The 17,452-nt window shown below is 69.8% G+C and carries 17 protein-coding genes and 1 pseudogene; 7 read left to right on the plus strand and 11 right to left on the minus strand.

Translation table 11 applies throughout. The features are described 5' to 3' along the window. Position 1 precedes the first annotated feature (1 nt). Positions 2–952 (plus strand): GTPase Era, encoded by a 951-nt coding sequence (gene era, locus IEZ01_RS23310; RefSeq protein ID WP_373287661.1) that lies wholly within the window; start codon positions 2–4, stop codon positions 950–952. 38 nt (positions 953–990) lie between these two features. Here the strand turns inward: era and IEZ01_RS23315 are convergent, their stop codons facing one another. Both IEZ01_RS23315 and IEZ01_RS23320 read right to left on the minus strand, forming a co-directional pair. Then, positions 991–1,257, minus strand: a complete 267-nt coding sequence (locus tag IEZ01_RS23315; protein WP_019886163.1) for a protealysin inhibitor emfourin — start codon at positions 1,255–1,257, stop codon at positions 991–993. A gap of 3 nt (positions 1,258–1,260) precedes the next feature. Next, a complete protein-coding gene (locus IEZ01_RS23320; RefSeq protein ID WP_019886162.1) occupies positions 1,261–2,325 on the minus strand; it encodes a M4 family metallopeptidase in 1,065 nt (354 codons plus the stop codon). A 294-nt stretch (positions 2,326–2,619) separates the two neighbouring features. On the opposite strand from IEZ01_RS23320, the gene leuA reads away from it, so the two are divergent. Beyond that, positions 2,620–4,383 (plus strand): 2-isopropylmalate synthase, encoded by a 1,764-nt coding sequence (leuA, locus tag IEZ01_RS23325; protein ID WP_019886161.1) that lies wholly within the window; start codon positions 2,620–2,622, stop codon positions 4,381–4,383. Positions 4,384–4,636: 253 nt separating this feature from the next. Beyond that, a complete protein-coding gene (locus IEZ01_RS23330) occupies positions 4,637–5,299 on the plus strand; it encodes a TerB family tellurite resistance protein (protein ID WP_019886160.1) in 663 nt (220 codons plus the stop codon). A 3-nt stretch (positions 5,300–5,302) separates the two neighbouring features. On the opposite strand, the gene IEZ01_RS23335 is transcribed toward IEZ01_RS23330, so the two are convergent. Both IEZ01_RS23335 and IEZ01_RS23340 read right to left on the minus strand, forming a co-directional pair. Beyond that, positions 5,303–6,655: an FAD-binding oxidoreductase gene (locus IEZ01_RS23335; protein ID WP_189203578.1), complete on the minus strand. Its 1,353-nt coding sequence runs from the start codon at positions 6,653–6,655 to the stop codon at positions 5,303–5,305. A 105-nt stretch (positions 6,656–6,760) separates the two neighbouring features. Continuing rightward, positions 6,761–8,464 (minus strand): LuxR family transcriptional regulator, encoded by a 1,704-nt coding sequence (locus IEZ01_RS23340; RefSeq protein ID WP_189203580.1) that lies wholly within the window; start codon positions 8,462–8,464, stop codon positions 6,761–6,763. A 113-nt stretch (positions 8,465–8,577) separates the two neighbouring features. Between IEZ01_RS23340 and IEZ01_RS23345 the strand changes: the two genes are divergently transcribed. Both IEZ01_RS23345 and IEZ01_RS23350 read left to right on the plus strand, forming a co-directional pair. Continuing rightward, positions 8,578–9,075 carry a DUF2975 domain-containing protein gene (locus tag IEZ01_RS23345; RefSeq protein ID WP_019886157.1) on the plus strand — a complete coding sequence of 166 codons (498 nt, stop codon included), beginning with the start codon at positions 8,578–8,580 and terminating at the stop codon, positions 9,073–9,075. Then, a complete protein-coding gene (locus IEZ01_RS23350; protein WP_019886155.1) occupies positions 9,075–9,308 on the plus strand; it encodes a helix-turn-helix domain-containing protein in 234 nt (77 codons plus the stop codon). The genes IEZ01_RS23345 and IEZ01_RS23350 overlap by 1 nt, the downstream gene beginning before the upstream one ends. A gap of 23 nt (positions 9,309–9,331) precedes the next feature. On the opposite strand, the gene IEZ01_RS35145 is transcribed toward IEZ01_RS23350, so the two are convergent. From IEZ01_RS35145 to IEZ01_RS23375, 5 genes are all read right to left on the minus strand, one after another. Next, entirely contained in the window at positions 9,332–9,652 is a 321-nt protein-coding gene (locus IEZ01_RS35145) for a hypothetical protein (RefSeq protein ID WP_229833177.1), read from the minus strand. Between the two features lie 277 nt (positions 9,653–9,929). Further along, entirely contained in the window at positions 9,930–11,228 is a 1,299-nt protein-coding gene (locus IEZ01_RS23360) for a DUF7224 domain-containing protein (RefSeq protein ID WP_189203582.1), read from the minus strand. After that, on the minus strand, positions 11,222–11,998 hold the full coding sequence (locus tag IEZ01_RS23365; RefSeq protein ID WP_189203593.1) for an ABC transporter ATP-binding protein: 777 nt from the start codon (positions 11,996–11,998) through the stop codon (positions 11,222–11,224). Before IEZ01_RS23365 ends, IEZ01_RS23360 begins: the two co-directional genes overlap by 7 nt. Positions 11,999–12,064: 66 nt before the next feature. After that, complete coding sequence (locus IEZ01_RS23370) at positions 12,065–12,385, minus strand: hypothetical protein (protein ID WP_189203595.1); 321 nt, start codon at positions 12,383–12,385, stop codon at positions 12,065–12,067. 676 nt (positions 12,386–13,061) lie between these two features. Continuing rightward, positions 13,062–14,432, minus strand: coding sequence for an FAD-dependent oxidoreductase (locus IEZ01_RS23375; RefSeq protein ID WP_189203597.1), 1,371 nt, complete (start codon positions 14,430–14,432; stop codon positions 13,062–13,064). 278 nt (positions 14,433–14,710) lie between these two features. Here IEZ01_RS23375 and IEZ01_RS23380 point away from each other — a divergent pair, with 278 nt between their 5' ends. Both IEZ01_RS23380 and IEZ01_RS23385 read left to right on the plus strand, forming a co-directional pair. Further along, positions 14,711–15,118 (plus strand): YciI family protein, encoded by a 408-nt coding sequence (locus IEZ01_RS23380; protein ID WP_019886148.1) that lies wholly within the window; start codon positions 14,711–14,713, stop codon positions 15,116–15,118. An 8-nt stretch (positions 15,119–15,126) separates the two neighbouring features. Next, positions 15,127–16,272, plus strand: coding sequence for an RNA polymerase sigma factor (locus tag IEZ01_RS23385; protein ID WP_189203689.1), 1,146 nt, complete (start codon positions 15,127–15,129; stop codon positions 16,270–16,272). On the opposite strand, the gene IEZ01_RS23390 is transcribed toward IEZ01_RS23385, so the two are convergent. Beyond that, a complete protein-coding gene (locus IEZ01_RS23390) occupies positions 16,269–16,532 on the minus strand; it encodes a DUF397 domain-containing protein (RefSeq protein WP_189203599.1) in 264 nt (87 codons plus the stop codon). The genes IEZ01_RS23385 and IEZ01_RS23390 overlap by 4 nt on opposite strands. Then, positions 16,514–17,346: pseudogene (locus IEZ01_RS23395) on the minus strand (helix-turn-helix domain-containing protein). The gene IEZ01_RS23390 and the pseudogene IEZ01_RS23395 overlap by 19 nt, the downstream one beginning before the upstream one ends. Positions 17,347–17,452: the final 106 nt, after the last annotated feature.

Here is a 17,452-nt window from a genome sequence, read left to right on the forward strand (position 1 = left end):
AATGGCCCCCATGAGCGCTCGTACTGATGACAACAACGCCCCGCACCGGGCCGGCTTCGCCTGCTTCGTCGGCCGCCCCAACGCGGGCAAGTCGACCCTGACGAACGCTCTGGTCGGCCAGAAGGTGGCCATCACCTCCAACCGCCCCCAGACCACCCGGCACACCGTCCGCGGCATCGTGCACCGCCCCGACGCCCAGCTGATCCTGGTGGACACCCCCGGCCTCCACAAGCCGCGCACCCTCCTCGGCGAGCGCCTCAACGACGTCGTCCGCACCACCTGGGCCGAGGTCGACGTCATCGGCTTCTGCCTGCCCGCCGACCAGAAGCTCGGCCCCGGCGACCGCTACATCGCCAAGGAGCTCGCCGGGATCAAGAAGACGCCCAAGGTCGCCATCGTCACCAAGACCGACCTGGTCGACTCCAAGACCCTCGCCGAGCAGCTCGTCGCCATCGACCAGCTCGGCAAGGAGCTCGGCATCGAGTGGGCGCAGATCGTGCCCGTCTCCGCCGTCGGCAACAAGCAGGTCCAGCTCGTCGCCGACCTGCTGATCCCGATGCTCCCCGAGTCCCCGCCGCTCTACCCCGAGGGCGACCTCACCGACGAGCCCGAGCAGGTCATGGTCGCCGAGCTGATCCGCGAGGCGGCGCTGGAGGGCGTACGGGACGAGCTGCCGCACTCCATCGCGGTCGTCGTCGAGGAGATGCTGCCCCGCGAGGACCGCCCCGCGGACAAGCCGCTCCTGGACATCCACGCCAACGTCTACATCGAGCGCCCCAGCCAGAAGGGCATCATCATCGGCCCCAAGGGCAAGCGCCTGAAGGAGGTCGGCACCAAGTCCCGCAAGCACATCGAGGCACTGCTCGGGACCCCGGTCTTCCTCGACCTCCACGTCAAGGTCGCCAAGGACTGGCAGCGGGACCCCAAGCAGCTGCGCCGCCTCGGCTTCTAGCCGCTGATCGGCCTCCAGGCCCCCGGCGGCCCCCGGCCTCACGCGCCCTCCTTCAGCACCCAGGACACCAGCTCACGCTGCTCCTCGGTCAGCCGCGGATCGACGCAGAACACCGTCCGCCCGTCGACCGTGATCTCATAGCAGAAGCCGTCCGGCACCCCGGCCGGCGGCGCGCCGTGGCCCGCCGCCAGGGCCGCCGCGGCCAGCGCATGCCACCGCGCGGCATCGAGCCGCCCGGTGGTGTCCACCACGGCCGACCGCTCGATGCCCGCGAAACCGCCCGTGCGCCGGACCTGGATACGCATCGGCTACTTCGTCCCCACTCCCACCTGCGACCATGCCTTCACCACGGCCTCCAGTTCATCACCCGCACCGAAGAGCGCCTGCGCCTGCGCCAGCGTCACCTTGGCGAAGTCGGTGAACTGCGCGTCCGGGGCGAGCTCACCACTGGTCAGCGTGGCGTACCAGATCTTGCCCGCCCGCTCCCAGGCGTGGCCGCCCAGCGCCGTCGCCAGCAGGTAGAAGGCGTGGTTGGGGATGCCGGAGTTGATGTGCACCCCGCCGTTGTCCCGGCCGGTGCGGACGTAGTCCTCCATCTTCGCCGGCTGCGGGTCCTTGCCGAGGACGTCGTCGTCGTACGCCGTGCCCGGCGCCTTCATCGAGCGCAGCGCGACGCCCTGCACGTTCGGGTGCAGCAGGCCCTCGCCGATGAGCCAGTCCGCCTGGTCGGCGGTGTGCCCCAGCACGTACTGCTTGATCAGCGAGCCGAAGACGTCCGACACGGACTCGTTGAGCGCCCCGGACTGGCCGAAGTACTCCAGGTTCGCCGTGTACTGCGTGACACCGTGCGTCAGCTCGTGACCGATCACATCCACCGGCAGCGTGAAGTCGAGGAAGATGTCGTTGTCACCGTCCCCGAACACCATCTGACGGCCGTCCCAGAAGGCGTTGCCGTAGTTCTCGCCGTAGTGGACGGTCGCGTCCAGCGCCAGGCCCGCGTCGTCGATGGAGTGGCGGCCGAACTCCTTCAGGAACAGGTCGAACGTCGCGCCGAGACCCGCGTGAGCGCGGTTGACGGTCGCGTCCTGGGACGGCTCGTCCCCCTCCGCGTGGACCTTCTTTCCCGGCAGGACCTCCTTGCGCTCGGCGTCGTAGATGGTCCGGTTCGGCTTCTCCGACGGCTCCCCGGCAGGGGCGGCCAGCGCCCGCACGGTCGTGATCCGGCGCCGGGTGCGCTGCAGGGCGTCGTGCTCGAGGGTGCGGGCCGCCGCCTCGGCGCGGGCGGGGTCCTCGCCCCGGGCGATCCGGTCGAGGACATGCGGAGGGACGATCGTGCAGAAGACCGGGGCGACCCGGCGGGCGTAGGCATCCATGACCGGACTGTGGCACCGGGTCACAGCGATGTCACTAGGTGCGACCATGATTGCCGAAATGGAGTGATAGGTCACTCTTTCTTCTTGACGTCACAGCCGTCCCGCATACTGATACGGGCACGGCGCTCTCCGCGCGGCTCGGCTAGGCTGCGGCACATCATGCGTTTCGGGCTGCTTCTCCTTAGCTGCCGCGGCGAGGGCCTGTAGTCGTAGGCCGACCCCCTCCCCGCGGGATCTTGGCGTTGCGTTCGACAGTCGGCCGTCCCACCGCAGGACCCCGAGGAGCCCTACGCCATGACTCAGTCGCAGTGGATCGGACGTCCCACCCCGATCACCAACGCCACGCACACCCAGCAGCCCTCCGGCATGCCGATCCACAAGTACGGCGTGTACGAGCAGGTGGACATCCCGGACCGCACCTGGCCCGACCGCCGGATCACCAAGGCCCCCCGCTGGCTCTCCACCGACCTGCGTGACGGCAACCAGGCCCTGATCGACCCGATGAGCCCCGCCCGCAAGCGCGAGATGTTCGACCTGCTGGTACGCATGGGCTACAAGGAGATCGAGGTCGGCTTCCCGTCCTCCGGCGACACCGACTTCAACTTCGTCCGCTCCATCATCGAAGAGGGCGCGATCCCGGACGACGTCACCATCTCCGTCCTGACCCAGGCCCGCGAAGACCTGATCGAGCGGACCGTGGAGTCCCTGCGCGGCGCCAAGCGCGCCACCGTCCACCTGTACAACGCCACCGCGCCGACCTTCCGCCGGGTCGTCTTCCGCGGCTCCAAGGACGACATCAAGCAGATCGCCGTCGACGGCACCCGCCTGGTCATGGAGTACGCCGAGAAGATCCTGGGCGACGAGACCGTCTTCGGCTACCAGTACAGCCCCGAGATCTTCACCGACACCGAGCTGGACTTCGCCCTGGAGGTCTGCGAGGCCGTCTGCGACGTCTGGCAGCCCGAGGCCGGCCGCGAGATCATCCTCAACCTGCCCGCCACCGTGGAGCGTTCCACGCCCTCCACCCACGCGGACCGCTTCGAGTGGATGTCCCGCAACCTGACCCGCCGCGAGCACATCTGCCTGTCCGTGCACCCGCACAACGACCGCGGCACCGCCGTCGCCGCCGCCGAACTGGCCATCATGGCCGGTGCCGACCGGATCGAGGGCTGCCTGTTCGGCCAGGGCGAGCGCACCGGCAACGTCGACCTGGTCACCCTGGGCATGAACCTCTTCTCCCAGGGCGTCGACCCGCAGATCGACTTCTCCCAGATCGACGAGATCCGCCGCACCTCCGAGTACTGCAACCAGATGGAGGTCCACCCCCGCCACCCCTACGCGGGCGACCTCGTCTACACCGCCTTCTCCGGCTCCCACCAGGACGCCATCAAGAAGGGCTTCGACGCCATGGAGGCGTCCGCCAAGGAGCAGGGCAAGACCGTCGACGAGATCGAGTGGGCCGTGCCGTACCTGCCCATCGACCCCAAGGACGTCGGCCGGTCCTACGAGGCGGTCATCCGCGTCAACTCCCAGTCCGGCAAGGGCGGTATCGCCTACGTCCTGAAGAACGACCACAAGCTGGACCTGCCGCGCCGGATGCAGATCGAGTTCTCCCGGCTCATCCAGGCCAAGACCGACGCCGAGGGCGGCGAGGTCACCCCGGCCCAGATCTGGTCCGTCTTCCAGGACGAGTACCTGCCCAACCCGGCCAACCCGTGGGGCCGCATCCAGCTGCGTTCCGGCCAGACCACCACCGACAAGGACGGCACCGACACGCTGACCGTCGAAGCCGTCGTCGACGGCGCCGACACCGTCCTGACCGGCTCCGGCAACGGACCCATCTCCGCCTTCTTCGCCGCGCTGGGCGCCATCGGCGTCGACGCCCGACTGCTGGACTACCAGGAGCACACGATGAGCGAGGGCGCATCCGCGCAGGCAGCCTCGTACATCGAATGCGCCATCGACGGAAAGGTCCTGTGGGGCATCGGCATCGACGCCAACACGACCCGCGCGTCCCTGAAGGCGGTCATCTCCGCGGTCAACCGCTCCGCCCGCTAGTCAGCCGTACGGGTCCACGGCCCCGCCGCGCCCGAATAGACCGATTCCCCGGAGCCCGCCCGCCCTCGACGGCAGGCGGGCTTCGGCCATGTGTCGGCGATCTGGCGACGAGGTGCTGACGCGGCATCATCGATGTGGCTAACATCACGCCAACGCGGCGAAGTGGCCGCGGGGGACCTCCCGTGCCGAAAGGCAACGGGGGTGGTGACGGAGGTGCGTCGTGCGGTCAGCCCGGGGATCCAACGGTCGGAAAATGGGTGTCTGCTCCATTCGAACCTCCTGGAACACCATCGGAGACGGCGAGTTCTTCTGCCCCGGCTGCGGAGGCGACCGCAACTACCGCCGCCGCACCGGCCGCCGCCGTTTCGCCGTCCTCGGCGTGCCCGTCCTGCCCCGGGGCTTCGCCGGACCCGTCGTCGAATGCGCCGCCTGCCACACCCACTACGGCACCGACGTCCTCGACCACCCCACCACCAGCCGCTTCTCCGCGATGCTCCGCGACGGCGTGCACACCGTCGCCCTCGCCGTCCTCGCCGCCGGCGGCACCGCCTCCACGACCGCCGTACGGACCGCGGTCGCCGGCGTCCGCGCCGCCGGATTCGAGGAATGCACGGGCGAACAGCTCGTCTCCCTCGTCGAGGCCCTCGCCGCCGACACCGGCCGCTTCATCCCCGACGCCGGCCCGTGCGGCGCCGCCCTCGCCATCGAACTCCACGAAGCCCTCGAACCCCTCGCCCCCCACCTCGCCGCGTCCGGCCGCGAATCGATCCTCGTCCAGGGCGCCCGGATCGCCCTCGCCGACGGCGCGTACACCCCCGCCGAACGCGACGTCCTCACCACGGTCGGCAACGCCCTCCAACTCGGCGCCGACGACACCGCCCGTCTGCTGGCCGCCGCCCGGGCGCCCCTCTTTTAGAGGTCAAGGGGCGATGTTGTGGTTGAGGCGGAAGAGGTTGTCGGGGTCGTAGCGGCGCTTGACCGCGCGCAGGCGGTCGTAGTTCCGGCCGTAGTTCGCCCGGACCCGCTCCTGGTCGTCGCTGTCCATGAAGTTCACGTACCCCGCCTCCTGGGTGTGCGGACGTAGCGCCGCGTCGTACTCCCGAGTCCAGGCCACGTTCCGCTCCGTGTCGGCCGGGTCGGCGTACGTCGCCCCGAGCGCGTGCGAGAACGACGCGTCCCGGTAGGCGAACGCCGTCTCCTCGGGCCCCACCTCGTGGACCGCCCCGTCGATCGGGAAGATCGCCGTGTCGGTCTCCATCGACGGAATCGTCGCCCCGAACGCCATGTGCGCCTCGATCGCGCCGTCGGACAGCCCGCGGCTGAAGTGCCCCTTCCAGTAGTGGTACAGCCCCGCCGGAAGGTCCTCGTCGAACAGGGTGTTGATCACCGGATACGGGATGCGGTCCACGGCCTGACCGATGACCGGCCCCAGACCGCCGAGCCGCGCCCGGACCTTCTCGTCCTCCTCGGGCCGGCCGCTGAAGCAGACCAGGACCGCGCAGACCGGTCGGCCGTGCCAGCGCTCCGGCAGGAACGGCAGCGGCGGTCCCAGCACCAGCAGGAAGATCGCGTTCAGTTCGACCGGCGCGTCGGCGATCATGTCCCGCCAGCGCCGGGCGACCTCCCCGTCCAGCGGGTAGAACACCGGCCCGCCGAGGATGTCGTCGATCGGATGCAGCCGGTACGTGAAGGCCGTCACCACCCCGAAGTTCCCGCCGCCGCCGCGCAGCGCCCAGAACAGGTCCGGATGCCGCTGCGCGTCACAGATAAGCCGGTCCCCGTCGGCGGTCACCACCTCGGCGGCGATCAGGTTGTCGCAGCTCAGGCCGCAGCGGCGGGCCAGATGCCCCATGCCGCCGCCGAGCGTGAGCCCGGCGATCCCGGTCGAGGAGACCGCCCCGCCGGTGCTCGCCAGACCGTGTTCATGGGTCGCCCGGTCGAAGTCGGCCCAGGTGCAGCCGCCCTCGGCCCGGGCCGTCCGGGTCTTGGGGTCCACGTGGACCTTCCGCATCCGGGACAGGTCGACGACGAGCCCGTCGTCGACCGTGCCGTATCCGGCGACGGCATGGGAGCCGCCGCGCACGGCCAGGGGGAGCGCGTGGTCCCGCGCGAAACGTACGGCGGTGCTCACGTCACCGGCGTCCACGGGCCGCACGACGACGGCCGGACGCCGGTCGTGCATCGCGTTGTAGACCCGCCGGGCCTCCTCGTAGGCAGGGTGCCCGGGCTCGATGACGTCACCGCGGATGAGTGTGCTGAGCGTCGTGTTCATGCCTCCGGTCTACGCGCGGCCCGCACCGGCCGGCATCGCCCGAATCACCCAAGTCCCGGCTCGACGGGGCATGGGCGAAACAGCCCATGCCCCGGGGGGCGGGTTTCAGGACGCCAGGCCGTGCGAGTACGCGAACGCCGTCGCCGCCGCCCGCGACGTCACCTCCAGCTTGGCGAAGATGTTGTTCAGATGCCGGGCCACGGTGTGCTCGCTGATCACCAACTGCTGGGCGATCTCCCGGTTCGTACCGCCCGCCGCGACCAGCCGCAGCACCTCCACCTCGCGCTCCGTCAGCCCGCCCGGCACGGCCTTGCGGCCCTCGCCCAGCAGCGCCGCCGCCCGCCGCGCGTCCGGCACCGCCCCCAGCTCCGTGAAGGCCGCCCGGGCCGCCCGCAGCTCCAGCAGCGCCGCCTCGTCGTCCCCGACGGCCCGGTACGCGGCCGCCAACAGCATCCGTACCTGCGCCGCCTCGTACGGGATGCGCAGCTCCAGCCAGGCCGCGAGCGCCCGCCGCAGTGGCACCAGCGCCTCCTCGTGCCGGGCCAGCGCCAGCGCGCCGCGCGCCGTGTCGGCCAGCGCCCCGAGGAGCGGGCCGCCCGGCGCCAGCGCCTCCAGCTCCGCCACCGCCTGAGCCGCTCCGGCCTGGTCCCCGACGGCGAGGTCCACCTCCACCTGCGCCGCCAACAGCCGGGCCCGGCCCAGCCGGTCGTGGTCCGGCTCGCTCTGACAGGCCAGCGCCAGCCGCAGCCCCGCCACTGCCGCGTCCGTTTTCCCCTGTGCCAGCCGCAGCAGCGCGAGACCCGGCTGCGGGATCCGCCCCAGTTCGTGGGCGTGCGCGTAACTGACGGCCGCCGCCTCCAGATGACCGCGCCGCCGCCGGATCTCCCCGGCCACGTAGTGGGCGCCCGCCGCGGTCTCCAGGCAGTCCGGCATCACTTCTTGGCACACCCGCTCCGCCTCCTGGGCGGCGACCGGCCACGCGCCGAGCAGATCGAGCACCTCGACATGGTGGATCCGGCACAGCCCACGGAAGGGGTTGTCCGTCACCACTCCCGGCGGCAGCGACCCGTCCCCGCCGCCCGCACCTCGCGCATGCCACGACCACGGCACCGAACACCACGCCATCGCCGCGTTCGTCCACTCCACCGCCCGCCCGAAGTCCGCCGCGTCCATACACTCCGTCAAGGCCAGGCAGAACAGCATCCCCGTGAACATGCCGCTCAGTTCGCCCGCCGTCACCGCGCACATCGCGTCGTCGAGCAGCGCGAGCCCCTCGGCCGTACGCCCCTCGGCCAGCAGTACGGACGCGTGCGCCGACCGGCTCAGCGCGACGAGGTCCGCGCTGTCGCAGTGCCGGGCGATCAGCTCCATCCGGCGGGCCGCCGCCAGCGCCGCCTCAGGATCGTGGCCGGCCTGCGCCTCCTCCAGGTCCGACCAGGCCAGGAAGCACTGCTCGGGACACTCCGGCACCTGCTCCAGATGGTGCCGGGCCCGGTGCAGCCAGCCCGCCGCGGCCGCCGGCCGGCCAAGGGCGCGGTACTCGAAGGCCAGCCACCACGCCGCGCCGCCGGCCCGCTGGTGGTCGCCCACGGCCGAGAACCCCGCATGGGCGCGCAGCCGCGCCGCCACCGACTCGTCCACATGACCGGACCACCACGCCGCGTCCGCCAGCAGATCGAGATCCTCCGGCTCCAACGGCCGCGGCGCACCCCCGTCCAGGGCGCGCAGCGCCACGTACGCCTCGACCCAGGAATCCCGGGCCACCGCATCACGCGCCCGCTCCACCGAGGGGGCCTCCTGGACGGCCATGGCCGCTCCTTTCCCTCCCCTCAGAATAGGCGCCCCTTGCGTACTCCTATCGAATTTCGATAGATTCCCATCGTGAATCGATGTAATCGAGGGGATCAGGGGAAGGGGACGCGATGGGACAGCTGACCACGGGCGCCCTGCGCGCCGTACTCGTCGTACTGCTCGCCGGCACGGTGTTCGTCCAGGCGGTCATGGTGCCGCTGCTCGCCACCGACCTGAACGGGCTCGACCCGGACGTCGCCCACCTGCGGACCCCGGTCCTCACGATCGTGGTCCTGGGCACCCTGACCTTCCAGACCGTCCTGGTCTGCGTCTGGCGGCTGGTGACGATGGTCCGGCGCGGCACCGTCTTCTCCCACGCCGCCTTCCGGCACGTCCACATCGTCATCGGCGCGATCGTCGCCGCCGCCCTCCTGGTCTTCGCCCTCGGCGTCGTCCTGGCCCCCGGCGAAGCCGTGGCCCCGGGCATCGTCCTCCTGGTGGGCGGCGCCGGCCTGGCCGTCCTCGCGGTCGCACTCATCGTCCTCGTCATGCGGATGCTGCTCGCCCAGGCCGTCGCCCGCGACGTCGAGGCGACCCGGATGCAGGCCGAACTGGACGAGGTCATCTGATGCCGATCGTCGTCGACATCGACGTGATGCTCGCCAAACGCAAGATGTCCGTCGGCGAACTCGCCGACCGCGTCGGCATCACCCCCGCCAACCTTGCCGTCCTCAAGAACGGCCGCGCCAAGGCGGTGCGCTTCACGACCCTCGCCGCGCTCTGCCTCGTACTGGACTGCCAGCCCGGAGACCTCCTCCGCTGGGAGCCCGGCGACGCGGAACCGCTCGACGAAGGACCCTGATCCATGCGGCGTCCACCCTCCGCTCATCTTCTCCTGCGGAGGAGAGCGCGCCGCCGCCAGGGAGTTGCGGCGGTCGCGGCGATTCCCATGGCCAGTGCGACTGTGGCTACAATCCAACTCGCGGGATCGCCAGCTGGGTTGGCCGTCCAGTCCCACCAGTGGAGGGGGTACCACACCAGAAGGAACGCCGACGCCATGGGGATGACCCAGCCGAGTTGCTGACCGAGCAGCCTGATGGACAGCAAGGCGAGGCCGAGCCAGATCAGCACGGAGCGGACGAAGACGAGACCATGCTCCGGTCCGACGGCGAGGGCCTCGGCGCCGAAGGAGAGAGCGCAGGTCATCAGCGTCAGTGTGACGCAGTATGCGCTGTGGAGGCGGTGCATGGTACGTGCGCCGGTCTCCTCATGTGCCGACATCGCTCCGCCGAAGGCAGCAGTGAGGAAGACAGCCGACAGGAGCGGAAGCTCTTGCCGGTAGGGGACACCTGTGGAGAGACTCGCGCTACCGATGGACGGGAGCGCGATGCGGGTGCCACCGAAGAACGCTGACACGAGGGCAACGACCGTGACTCCGGCGAGGATGGCCCCGGCACGATGGACTCTCCCGTACCGGAGCAGGTCACTGCCGTTCATCAGGCTTGCACCAGGTGCTCTCTCGAAGATGGCTGCGCTCCTGGGCGATCCACTTCTTCTGCTCGGCCGGCGTCATTCGCGCCGCCGCGCTTGCCTCGCGCTGGGCAGTCGTTACGCCGGTGAGGTGGAGCCCACTGTCGGCAGCGGCCGGGTCCTGGCCCATGGCCTGGTATTCCAGCCACAGGTGGATGTTGTCGATGGCCTGCCATGCCCGGCGCTCCTTGGGAGGCGGCAGGCATCGGCCGACCGACGTGGTGAACACTTGGTCGGCCATGGCGATCGCGGCGGTGCGTGCATGCCCTTCCGCGATGTCGAATCCCCGGTCTCCCAGGGGGGTTCGCCGTAGTCCGAATTCGTAGAACTCGTTCGGTGCCTTGATCCAGGGCTGAGTAGGTCGGCCGAGGCGCTGGGCCATCCGTGTCAGCTCAGGCAAGTACTTCCGGTGCTCGGGCCATACGCACACCCGTGGGGCATTCTCGTCGGCCCGGTCGCACAGCGGAGCAGTCGCCGAGGCTGGGCGTTCCACGCGCAGTTCGCCGGCGGCCGGGGCAGCGGCCAGCGCGACGAGGGCGCAGACGGCCGAGCCGCTGACCATGCTGCGGGTGTGTCGGGGAAGGTTCCAACGCGGCATTTGGCGCTCGGACTTGCTCGTGAGCGGTGGCGCTGTGACCGCTAGTACGGCGAGAGCCAGGGCCAGCGACAGACGGACGGTGAGCGGTAGCGGACTCAGGTGTGTGTCGGGCGGCCCGGCGAGGACATTGAACTTGAACGGCAGGGCCAGCATGCTGATGAAGCATCCCAGCGCGCAGACCACGGGCGTGAAGCCAGGCGAGGGCCACCAGCGGCCGGCCAGGTGCCCGACCGACGCGAAGATGATGAGGGTCGCGGCGCCCAGCAGCAGGTAGGACGGCCACAGGAAGCCTGGTCCCGCGTCGCTCAGCGAGACGGCCGCCGCAGTGAGGCAGCCGATTCCGTACGCGAGGAATCCGAGCGTGAGGGTGGCGGCCAGCCGCGCGGTCTCGATTCGCCAGCCAGGCTGGGCGGCCGCGAGGAGGAATTCGGGCATCCTCGCACGGGAGCAGCGGCCGGCCTGCCAGGCGGAGACGCCGGCGAGTATCGGCCCCAGGAAGAGCGTGACGATCTGTGCCGCCACGCTCGCCTCGGGCCAGACGCCGATCCAGTACTGAGAGCGTCCGAAGAGCACCGTCAGGTCCACGGCGATCATCACGGGGAAGGCGGTGAGCAGGGGGGAACGTCGCAGCTCGATGCGGTAGGTGGTCAGCATGCCGCTTCCTCGGCCGGCCGGTGGTTGCCCAGCACAGTCATGTAGCCGCGCTCCAGCGGACTGTCTCCCGGGGCCGTCGGCGTGGCCTGCTCTGCCAGCTGTTGTGGCGTACCGCTGTGGACCACCCGGCCCTGGCGCAGCACGAGGACGCTGTCACAGGCAGCGCCCACGTCCTCAACAAGGTGCGTGCTGAGCACGATGGCCGTTCCCGCGCGGGCGAGGGAGCGGATGAGGTCGCGGAAGTCGAGGCGCTGTGCCGGGTCAAGGCCGACGGTGGGCTCGTCAAGCAGAAGCAGGGAGGGGGAGCCGACGATGGCCGCGGCGATCCCGGCGCGACGCAGCATGCCCCCGGAAAGTGACTTCATGCGGTCGCGAGCACGGTCGGTCAGCCCGACCGCGGCCAGCGCCTTCTCGGTGGCCGACCCGGCCTCCTTGGAGGGAACCTCCCGCAGCCAGGCGCAGTAGCGGACGAAGTCGGTGATGGAGAACGCCGGATAGTAGCCGAAGTCCTGGGGCAGGTAGCCGATCCTGCGACGGACCTGCCGGGCGTCCCGTTCGCCGGCGACGGGCTTGCCGAACAGCTCCAGCGTCCCACTCTGCGGCGGAGTGATCGTGGCGAGGGTACGGAACAGCGTGGTCTTGCCCGCGCCGTTGGGGCCCAGCAGACCTGTGACACCGGGCTGGATGGACAGGTCGAGATCCTCGATGATCCGTCGACTGCCGTATCCCTGCGTGAGGGCCGTCAATCGGGCGACAGGAACAGACGCCATAGAAAGTTCTCTCCGAGATGTACTGTGGGCCCGCTTGTGCAGCGGACCCACCGTAGCGGCAGTCAGCTAAGAGCGGACGGTTGTCCTGTTGATCTTGAAGGTGCACTCATAGGAATCGAACTTCCCCATGAACCCGTCCTTCACCGTCTTGAACCGCTGCTCGTCCACCTCGTAATTGCAGTCGTAGGTGATCATGAACAGCCCGGGGGACGCGCTCGGGCTCTTCGCGTTGTAGCAGTAGCCATGACCGGCCGTCGTGTACCAATAGCCCCGGCAACCGCCGTACCACGAGTCCTCGTTGGCGGCGCTCGACGTCGGGGCGGCAAGGCCGATCGCTGCGGCCGATGAAGCCGCAACAACAGCACCCTTTGCGGTCTTGGTGCCCATTATTCGTGTGACTAGAGAATCCATTTCCCCTGGGGTGTAGAGGTGTTGCCCTCTTCCGGGGTGGGGACGCTAGCACGCCTCCTCCTCTTCAAAACATGGGCTCACCTGCGACGTTGCTGGTTTGAGGCCACGAGGAAGCATGCGCAACGCCCGATACTGTGCGATCTGCGATCTTCTGTGTGGCTACTTCTGGTCAAGCTTGGTCACTGGCAGGGTCGGGTATGTTCGGAGCAGTCTGTCAAGTTGCTGATGCGACGGTGACGGTGCAGCGTAAGGTGACGTATTGCAGGCCTGGACTTCTCTCACGAGCCGGCGCCATGTGTTGTTGCGCAGAGAACCATTCCGATGCTTGCGGTCGGCGAGGGCCGTTTCCCGGGATGAGGCTTTACCGCTCAGGTCTTTGCGGTAGTGCTGGTAATTGACGAGTCTCTCGGTCGCCTTTCGCCCCAGCCGACTCGCATCGGCAGTGACACGGCGCCGACCGGCCGATCGCATAACCGGTCACGTCGGCGTCGCGGCCCGCACCCCGTCAGAAGCGTCCACCCGAGGACAGACAGGCGCCAACGACCGGCATACCGCGGTCGGATGGACGAAAGCTCACCCCACGGGCGCCGAGGAAAGGGTGAGCCCGGTCAGGACGGTCCCGTCCTGGCCGGGCTCAAGCCGTCGGGTCAACCTAGGCGGGCGTCACGCCGCTCGCGCGCAGCATCTCGTCGCGCTCGACGATCTTCACGCGCGCGCGGCCCTCGGCCTCGCCGAGCTTCTTCTCCGCCGCGTCCAGGGCGTACCAGCCCTCCCACGTCGTGTACGCGACACCCTTGTCCTCCAGGAAGGCCACGACGGCCTCCTCGGCGGGCGTCTCCGGCGTCTGCAGACGCCCCGCCGCATGGTCCTGGAGGAGATTCGCCACCGTCTCGTTGGCGTCACCCTTGGTGTGCCCGATCAGACCGACCGGCCCACGCCGGATCCACCCGGTCACGTACGTCGACGTCAGGTGCTCGCCGTTCTCCATGACCCGGCCGCCCTCGTCCGGCACCGTGCCCGACGTGACGTCGAACGGAAGCTTCGGCAGCTCGTCGGAGAGGTACCCGACCGCGCGGTACACCGCCTGCACGTCCCAGTCCGTCGTCGTGCCCGTGCCCTTGACGTTGCCCGTGCCGTCGAGCTCGGTGCGCTCGGTCCGCAGACCGACCACCTTGCCGTCCTCGCCGAGGATCTCGGTCGGCGACTCGAAGAAGTGCAGGAACAGCTTGTGCGGCCGCTCGCCGACGTCCCGGATCGCCCAGTTCTCCAGCGTCTTCGCCACCATGTCCACCTGCTTGTTGGCGCGGCGGTCGGCGATGGAGCCGTCGTCGTAGTCGATGTCCTCGGGGTTGACGATCACCTCGATGGTGGGGGAGTGGTCCAGCTCCCGCAGCTCCATCGGGCTGAACTTCGCCTGCGCCGGGCCACGGCGGCCGAAGACATGGATCTCCAGCGCCTTGTTGGCCTTCAGGCCGTCGTAGACGTTCGGCGGGATCTCCGTCGGCAGCAGCTCGTCGGCGGTCTTCGCCAGGATCCGCGCCACGTCGAGCGCCACGTTGCCGACACCGAGGACGGCGACCTTCTCCGCCTCCAGCGGCCACGTACGCGGCACGTCCGGGTGCCCGTCGTACCAGGACACGAAGTCCGCGGCGCCGTAGGAGCCGTCCAGGTCGACGCCGGGGATCCGCAGCTCGCGGTCGGCCATGGCGCCGGTCGAGAAGATCACGGCGTCGTAGAAGGCGCGCAGGTCGTCGAGGCTGAGGTCGGTGCCGTAGTCGACATTGCCGAAGAGACGTATCTGCGGCTTGTCCAGCACCTGGTGCAGGGCGGTGATGATGCCCTTGATCCGAGGGTGGTCGGGCGCCACGCCGTAACGGATGAGCCCGAAGGGAGCGGGCATCCGCTCGAAGAGGTCGATGGACACGCCCGGCTCGGTGGCGGCCTCGGACTTCAGCAGCGCGTCAGCGGCGTAGATCCCGGCAGGGCCGGCGCCGACGATCGCGACCCGGAGAGGGCGGGGCATGTCAGGGTTCCCTTCGCAAGCGACGTGGCGGCGGGAAGCCGCCGCAACTTAGGTCACCCTTTCAAACCCAGTTCAGAGCGCGGTACCCACCCCCCACCTATGACCTCATAAGGTGGACTTATGAGGTCTATAGGCGGGCCTTGGGGTTGCAGGAGCTCGCCCGCGCGCGAAAACAAGTGAGAAAAAGTCCGACGCGGATGTCGAGAACCCGTGACCGGCTCCGTCCCAGAGGTGAACGCGGCCCACAATGGGTCGCACCGCACCGAGGAGAAGCGATCATGGCCAAGTACCTGCTGCTCAAGCACTACCGCGGCGCCCCGACCCCGGTCAACGACGTCCCCATGGACCAGTGGACGCCGGAGGAGATCTCCGCCCACATCCAGTACATGAACGACTTCGCGGCCCGGCTGGAGAAGACCGGAGAGTACGTCGACGGCCAGGCGCTCGCCCCCGAAGGGGCCTGGGTCCGGTACGACGGCGAAGGCCGCCCGCCGGTCACCGACGGCCCCTTCGCCGAGACCAAGGACCTCATCGCCGGCTGGATGATCATCGACGTCGACAGCTACGACCGCGCCGTCGAACTCGCCGGAGAACTGTCCGCCGCCCCCGGCGCGGGCGGAAAGCCCATCCACGAATGGCTGGAGGTACGCCCGTTCCTCACGGCGCACCCCACCATCACCGAGTGACACCCGCCATGGACGAGGCCCTGCTCCGGAGCCTCACCCCCAGAGTCCTCGCCATCCTCGTCCGCCGCGGAGCCGACTTCGCGGCGGCCGAGGACGCCGTACAGGACGCCCTCATCGAGGCACTCCGCACCTGGCCCGCCGACCCGCCCCGCGACCCCAAGGGCTGGCTGGTCACCGTCGCCTGGCGCAAGTTCCTCGACGCCACCCGCGCGGACACCGCCCGCCGCCGGCGCGAGGACCTCGTCGACGAAGAGCCACCGCCCGGACCCGCCCCCGACGTCGACGACACGCTCCAGCTCTACTTCCTGTGCGCCCACCCCTCGCTCACACCCTCCTCCGCCGTCGCGCTCACCCTGCGCGCCGTCGGCGGACTCACCACCCGCCAGATCGCCCACGCCTACCTGGTCCCCGAGGCCACCATGGCCCAGCGCATCAGCCGGGCCAAGCGCACCGTCTCCGGCGTACGGTTCGACCACCCCGGCGACGTCGCCGTCGTCCTGCGCGTCCTCTACCTCGTCTTCAACGAGGGCTACTCCGGCGACATCGACCTCGCCGCCGAGGCCATCCGTCTCACCCGCCAGCTCGCCGCCGCGATCGACCACCCCGAGGTGTCCGGGCTGCTCGCCCTCATGCTGCTCCACCACGCCCGCCGCGCGGCCCGGACCGCCCCCGACGGCAGCCTGGTGCCGCTCGCCGAACAGGACCGCGGCCGGTGGGACACCGCATCGATCGCCGAAGGCGTCCAGATCCTTCAGACAGCCCTCGCCCGCGACCGGCTGGGCGAGTTCCAGGCCCAGGCCGCCATCGCGGCCCTCCACGCCGACGCGCCCACCGCCGAGGAGACCGACTGGGTCCAGATCGTCGAGTGGTACGACGAACTCGCCCGCCTGACCGACAGCCCGGTCGTCCGTCTCAACCGCGCGGTGGCGGTCGGCGAGGCCGACGGACCCCGCGCGGGCCTCGCGGCGCTCGCGGCACTGGACGAGTCCCTGCCGAGGTACGCCGCGGTGGCGGCGTACCTCCACGAGCGCGACGGCGACCTGACGACGGCGGCACGGCTGTACGCCGAGGCGGCCCAGAAGGCCCCCAACCTCGCCGAACGCGACCACCTGACCCGCCAGGCCGCCCGCCTCAACGCCCGCCGGCGCGGCTAGAGCCCCGCGACGAACGCGCGCCAGGCCGCGGCGCCGACGACGAGGGCGGGGCCGTCGGGGTTCTTGGAGTCCCGGACGGGGACGACACCGGGGACGTCGTCAAGGACTTCGACGCAGTCGCCGCCCTCGCCGTTGCTGTAGCTGCTCTTGCGCCAGGCGGCGCCCGTGAAGTCGTACGCCACTTCGACGCAGTCGCCGCCCTGCCCGTTGCTGTAGGAACTCTTGAACCAGCGGGCGTTCGTCAGGTCGTACTCGCGCATCGTCTGTAGTCCTCAGCCGCCGACTCGATCAGGGCCAGGGACGCCTCCGGCGACAGTGCGGCGACCCTGAGCAGATCGTAGGCGCGCTGCACCCGCTTCACCACCGCCGGATCGTCCAGCAAAGTCCCCGAAAACGCGGTCTCTATATAGGCGGTTGGCGGTTCCTCCGCGAACTCCATGAGCTTCAGCGTCCCCGTCATGTACGCATGCGCCCCCGCCGCGTACGGCAGCACCGTCACCAGCACCGCCCGCCGCCGCATCGCAGCGGCGATGTGCTCCAGCGCCTCCGCCATCACGGCCGGGCCGCCCACCGGGATCCGTAGCACGTTCTCGTGCAATGTCACCCAATACTCGGGTGGTGTAGTGCGGCTGAGGATCTCCGACCGCTCCAGTCGGCCGTCGACCGTCTCCTCCACGTACGCCTCCGTGGCGAACGGATTGGCCGCGATCGTGATCGCCCGGGCGTACGCGGCGGTCTGGAGCAGCCCCGGCACGACCGACGGCGCGAACTCGCAGATCTTCGTGGCCAGCCGTTCGAGCTCCGCGACCGGCGCGAAATACGAGGCATACGGCGCGTCCGCGATCAGCTTCCGCCACATCCGCTCGAAAATACCTCCGGTTTGTAGGACCTCGTCGATTCGGATCGCCAGATCCGCTGCGGCTTCCTAATCGCCTGTTCGAATTGGCCGATGTAGCCGCCCGAAACGAACACCCGCCGCCCCAGCTGGTCCTGCGTCATGGGCGCCGCCTCCCGTATCCGCTTCAGCTCCTCCCCGAAGAACTCCCAGGCAGACTGCTTCGACCTGTTGGCCATGGGTTAACTCCCCTGTGCTGCTCCGCAGTTGTAGCGCGTGTGCAACGGACGATTCTAAGCAGCCGGGGTCACAGTGGTGTGGGTAAGCGGGAAATTGATTTGGAAA

Origin of the sequence: Streptomyces purpureus (assembly GCF_014648195.1) — a bacterium.
GTDB classification, from domain to species: Bacteria; Actinomycetota; Actinomycetes; order Streptomycetales; family Streptomycetaceae; genus Streptomyces; species Streptomyces purpureus.

Coding starts and splice junctions, on each gene's coding strand:
- era (WP_373287661.1), top strand. CDS start 2: ATGGCCCCCATGAGCGCTCGTACTGATGACAACAACGCCCCGCACCGG.
- IEZ01_RS23315 (WP_019886163.1), bottom strand. CDS start 1,257: ATGCGTATCCAGGTCCGGCGCACGGGCGGTTTCGCGGGCATCGAGCGG.
- IEZ01_RS23320 (WP_019886162.1), bottom strand. CDS start 2,325: ATGGATGCCTACGCCCGCCGGGTCGCCCCGGTCTTCTGCACGATCGTC.
- leuA (WP_019886161.1), top strand. CDS start 2,620: ATGACTCAGTCGCAGTGGATCGGACGTCCCACCCCGATCACCAACGCC.
- IEZ01_RS23330 (WP_019886160.1), top strand. CDS start 4,637: ATGGGTGTCTGCTCCATTCGAACCTCCTGGAACACCATCGGAGACGGC.
- IEZ01_RS23335 (WP_189203578.1), bottom strand. CDS start 6,655: ATGAACACGACGCTCAGCACACTCATCCGCGGTGACGTCATCGAGCCC.
- IEZ01_RS23340 (WP_189203580.1), bottom strand. CDS start 8,464: ATGGCCGTCCAGGAGGCCCCCTCGGTGGAGCGGGCGCGTGATGCGGTG.
- IEZ01_RS23345 (WP_019886157.1), top strand. CDS start 8,578: ATGGGACAGCTGACCACGGGCGCCCTGCGCGCCGTACTCGTCGTACTG.
- IEZ01_RS23350 (WP_019886155.1), top strand. CDS start 9,075: ATGCCGATCGTCGTCGACATCGACGTGATGCTCGCCAAACGCAAGATG.
- IEZ01_RS35145 (WP_229833177.1), bottom strand. CDS start 9,652: ATGACCTGCGCTCTCTCCTTCGGCGCCGAGGCCCTCGCCGTCGGACCG.
- IEZ01_RS23360 (WP_189203582.1), bottom strand. CDS start 11,228: ATGCTGACCACCTACCGCATCGAGCTGCGACGTTCCCCCCTGCTCACC.
- IEZ01_RS23365 (WP_189203593.1), bottom strand. CDS start 11,998: ATGGCGTCTGTTCCTGTCGCCCGATTGACGGCCCTCACGCAGGGATAC.
- IEZ01_RS23370 (WP_189203595.1), bottom strand. CDS start 12,385: ATGGGCACCAAGACCGCAAAGGGTGCTGTTGTTGCGGCTTCATCGGCC.
- IEZ01_RS23375 (WP_189203597.1), bottom strand. CDS start 14,432: ATGCCCCGCCCTCTCCGGGTCGCGATCGTCGGCGCCGGCCCTGCCGGG.
- IEZ01_RS23380 (WP_019886148.1), top strand. CDS start 14,711: ATGGCCAAGTACCTGCTGCTCAAGCACTACCGCGGCGCCCCGACCCCG.
- IEZ01_RS23385 (WP_189203689.1), top strand. CDS start 15,127: ATGGACGAGGCCCTGCTCCGGAGCCTCACCCCCAGAGTCCTCGCCATC.
- IEZ01_RS23390 (WP_189203599.1), bottom strand. CDS start 16,532: ATGCGCGAGTACGACCTGACGAACGCCCGCTGGTTCAAGAGTTCCTAC.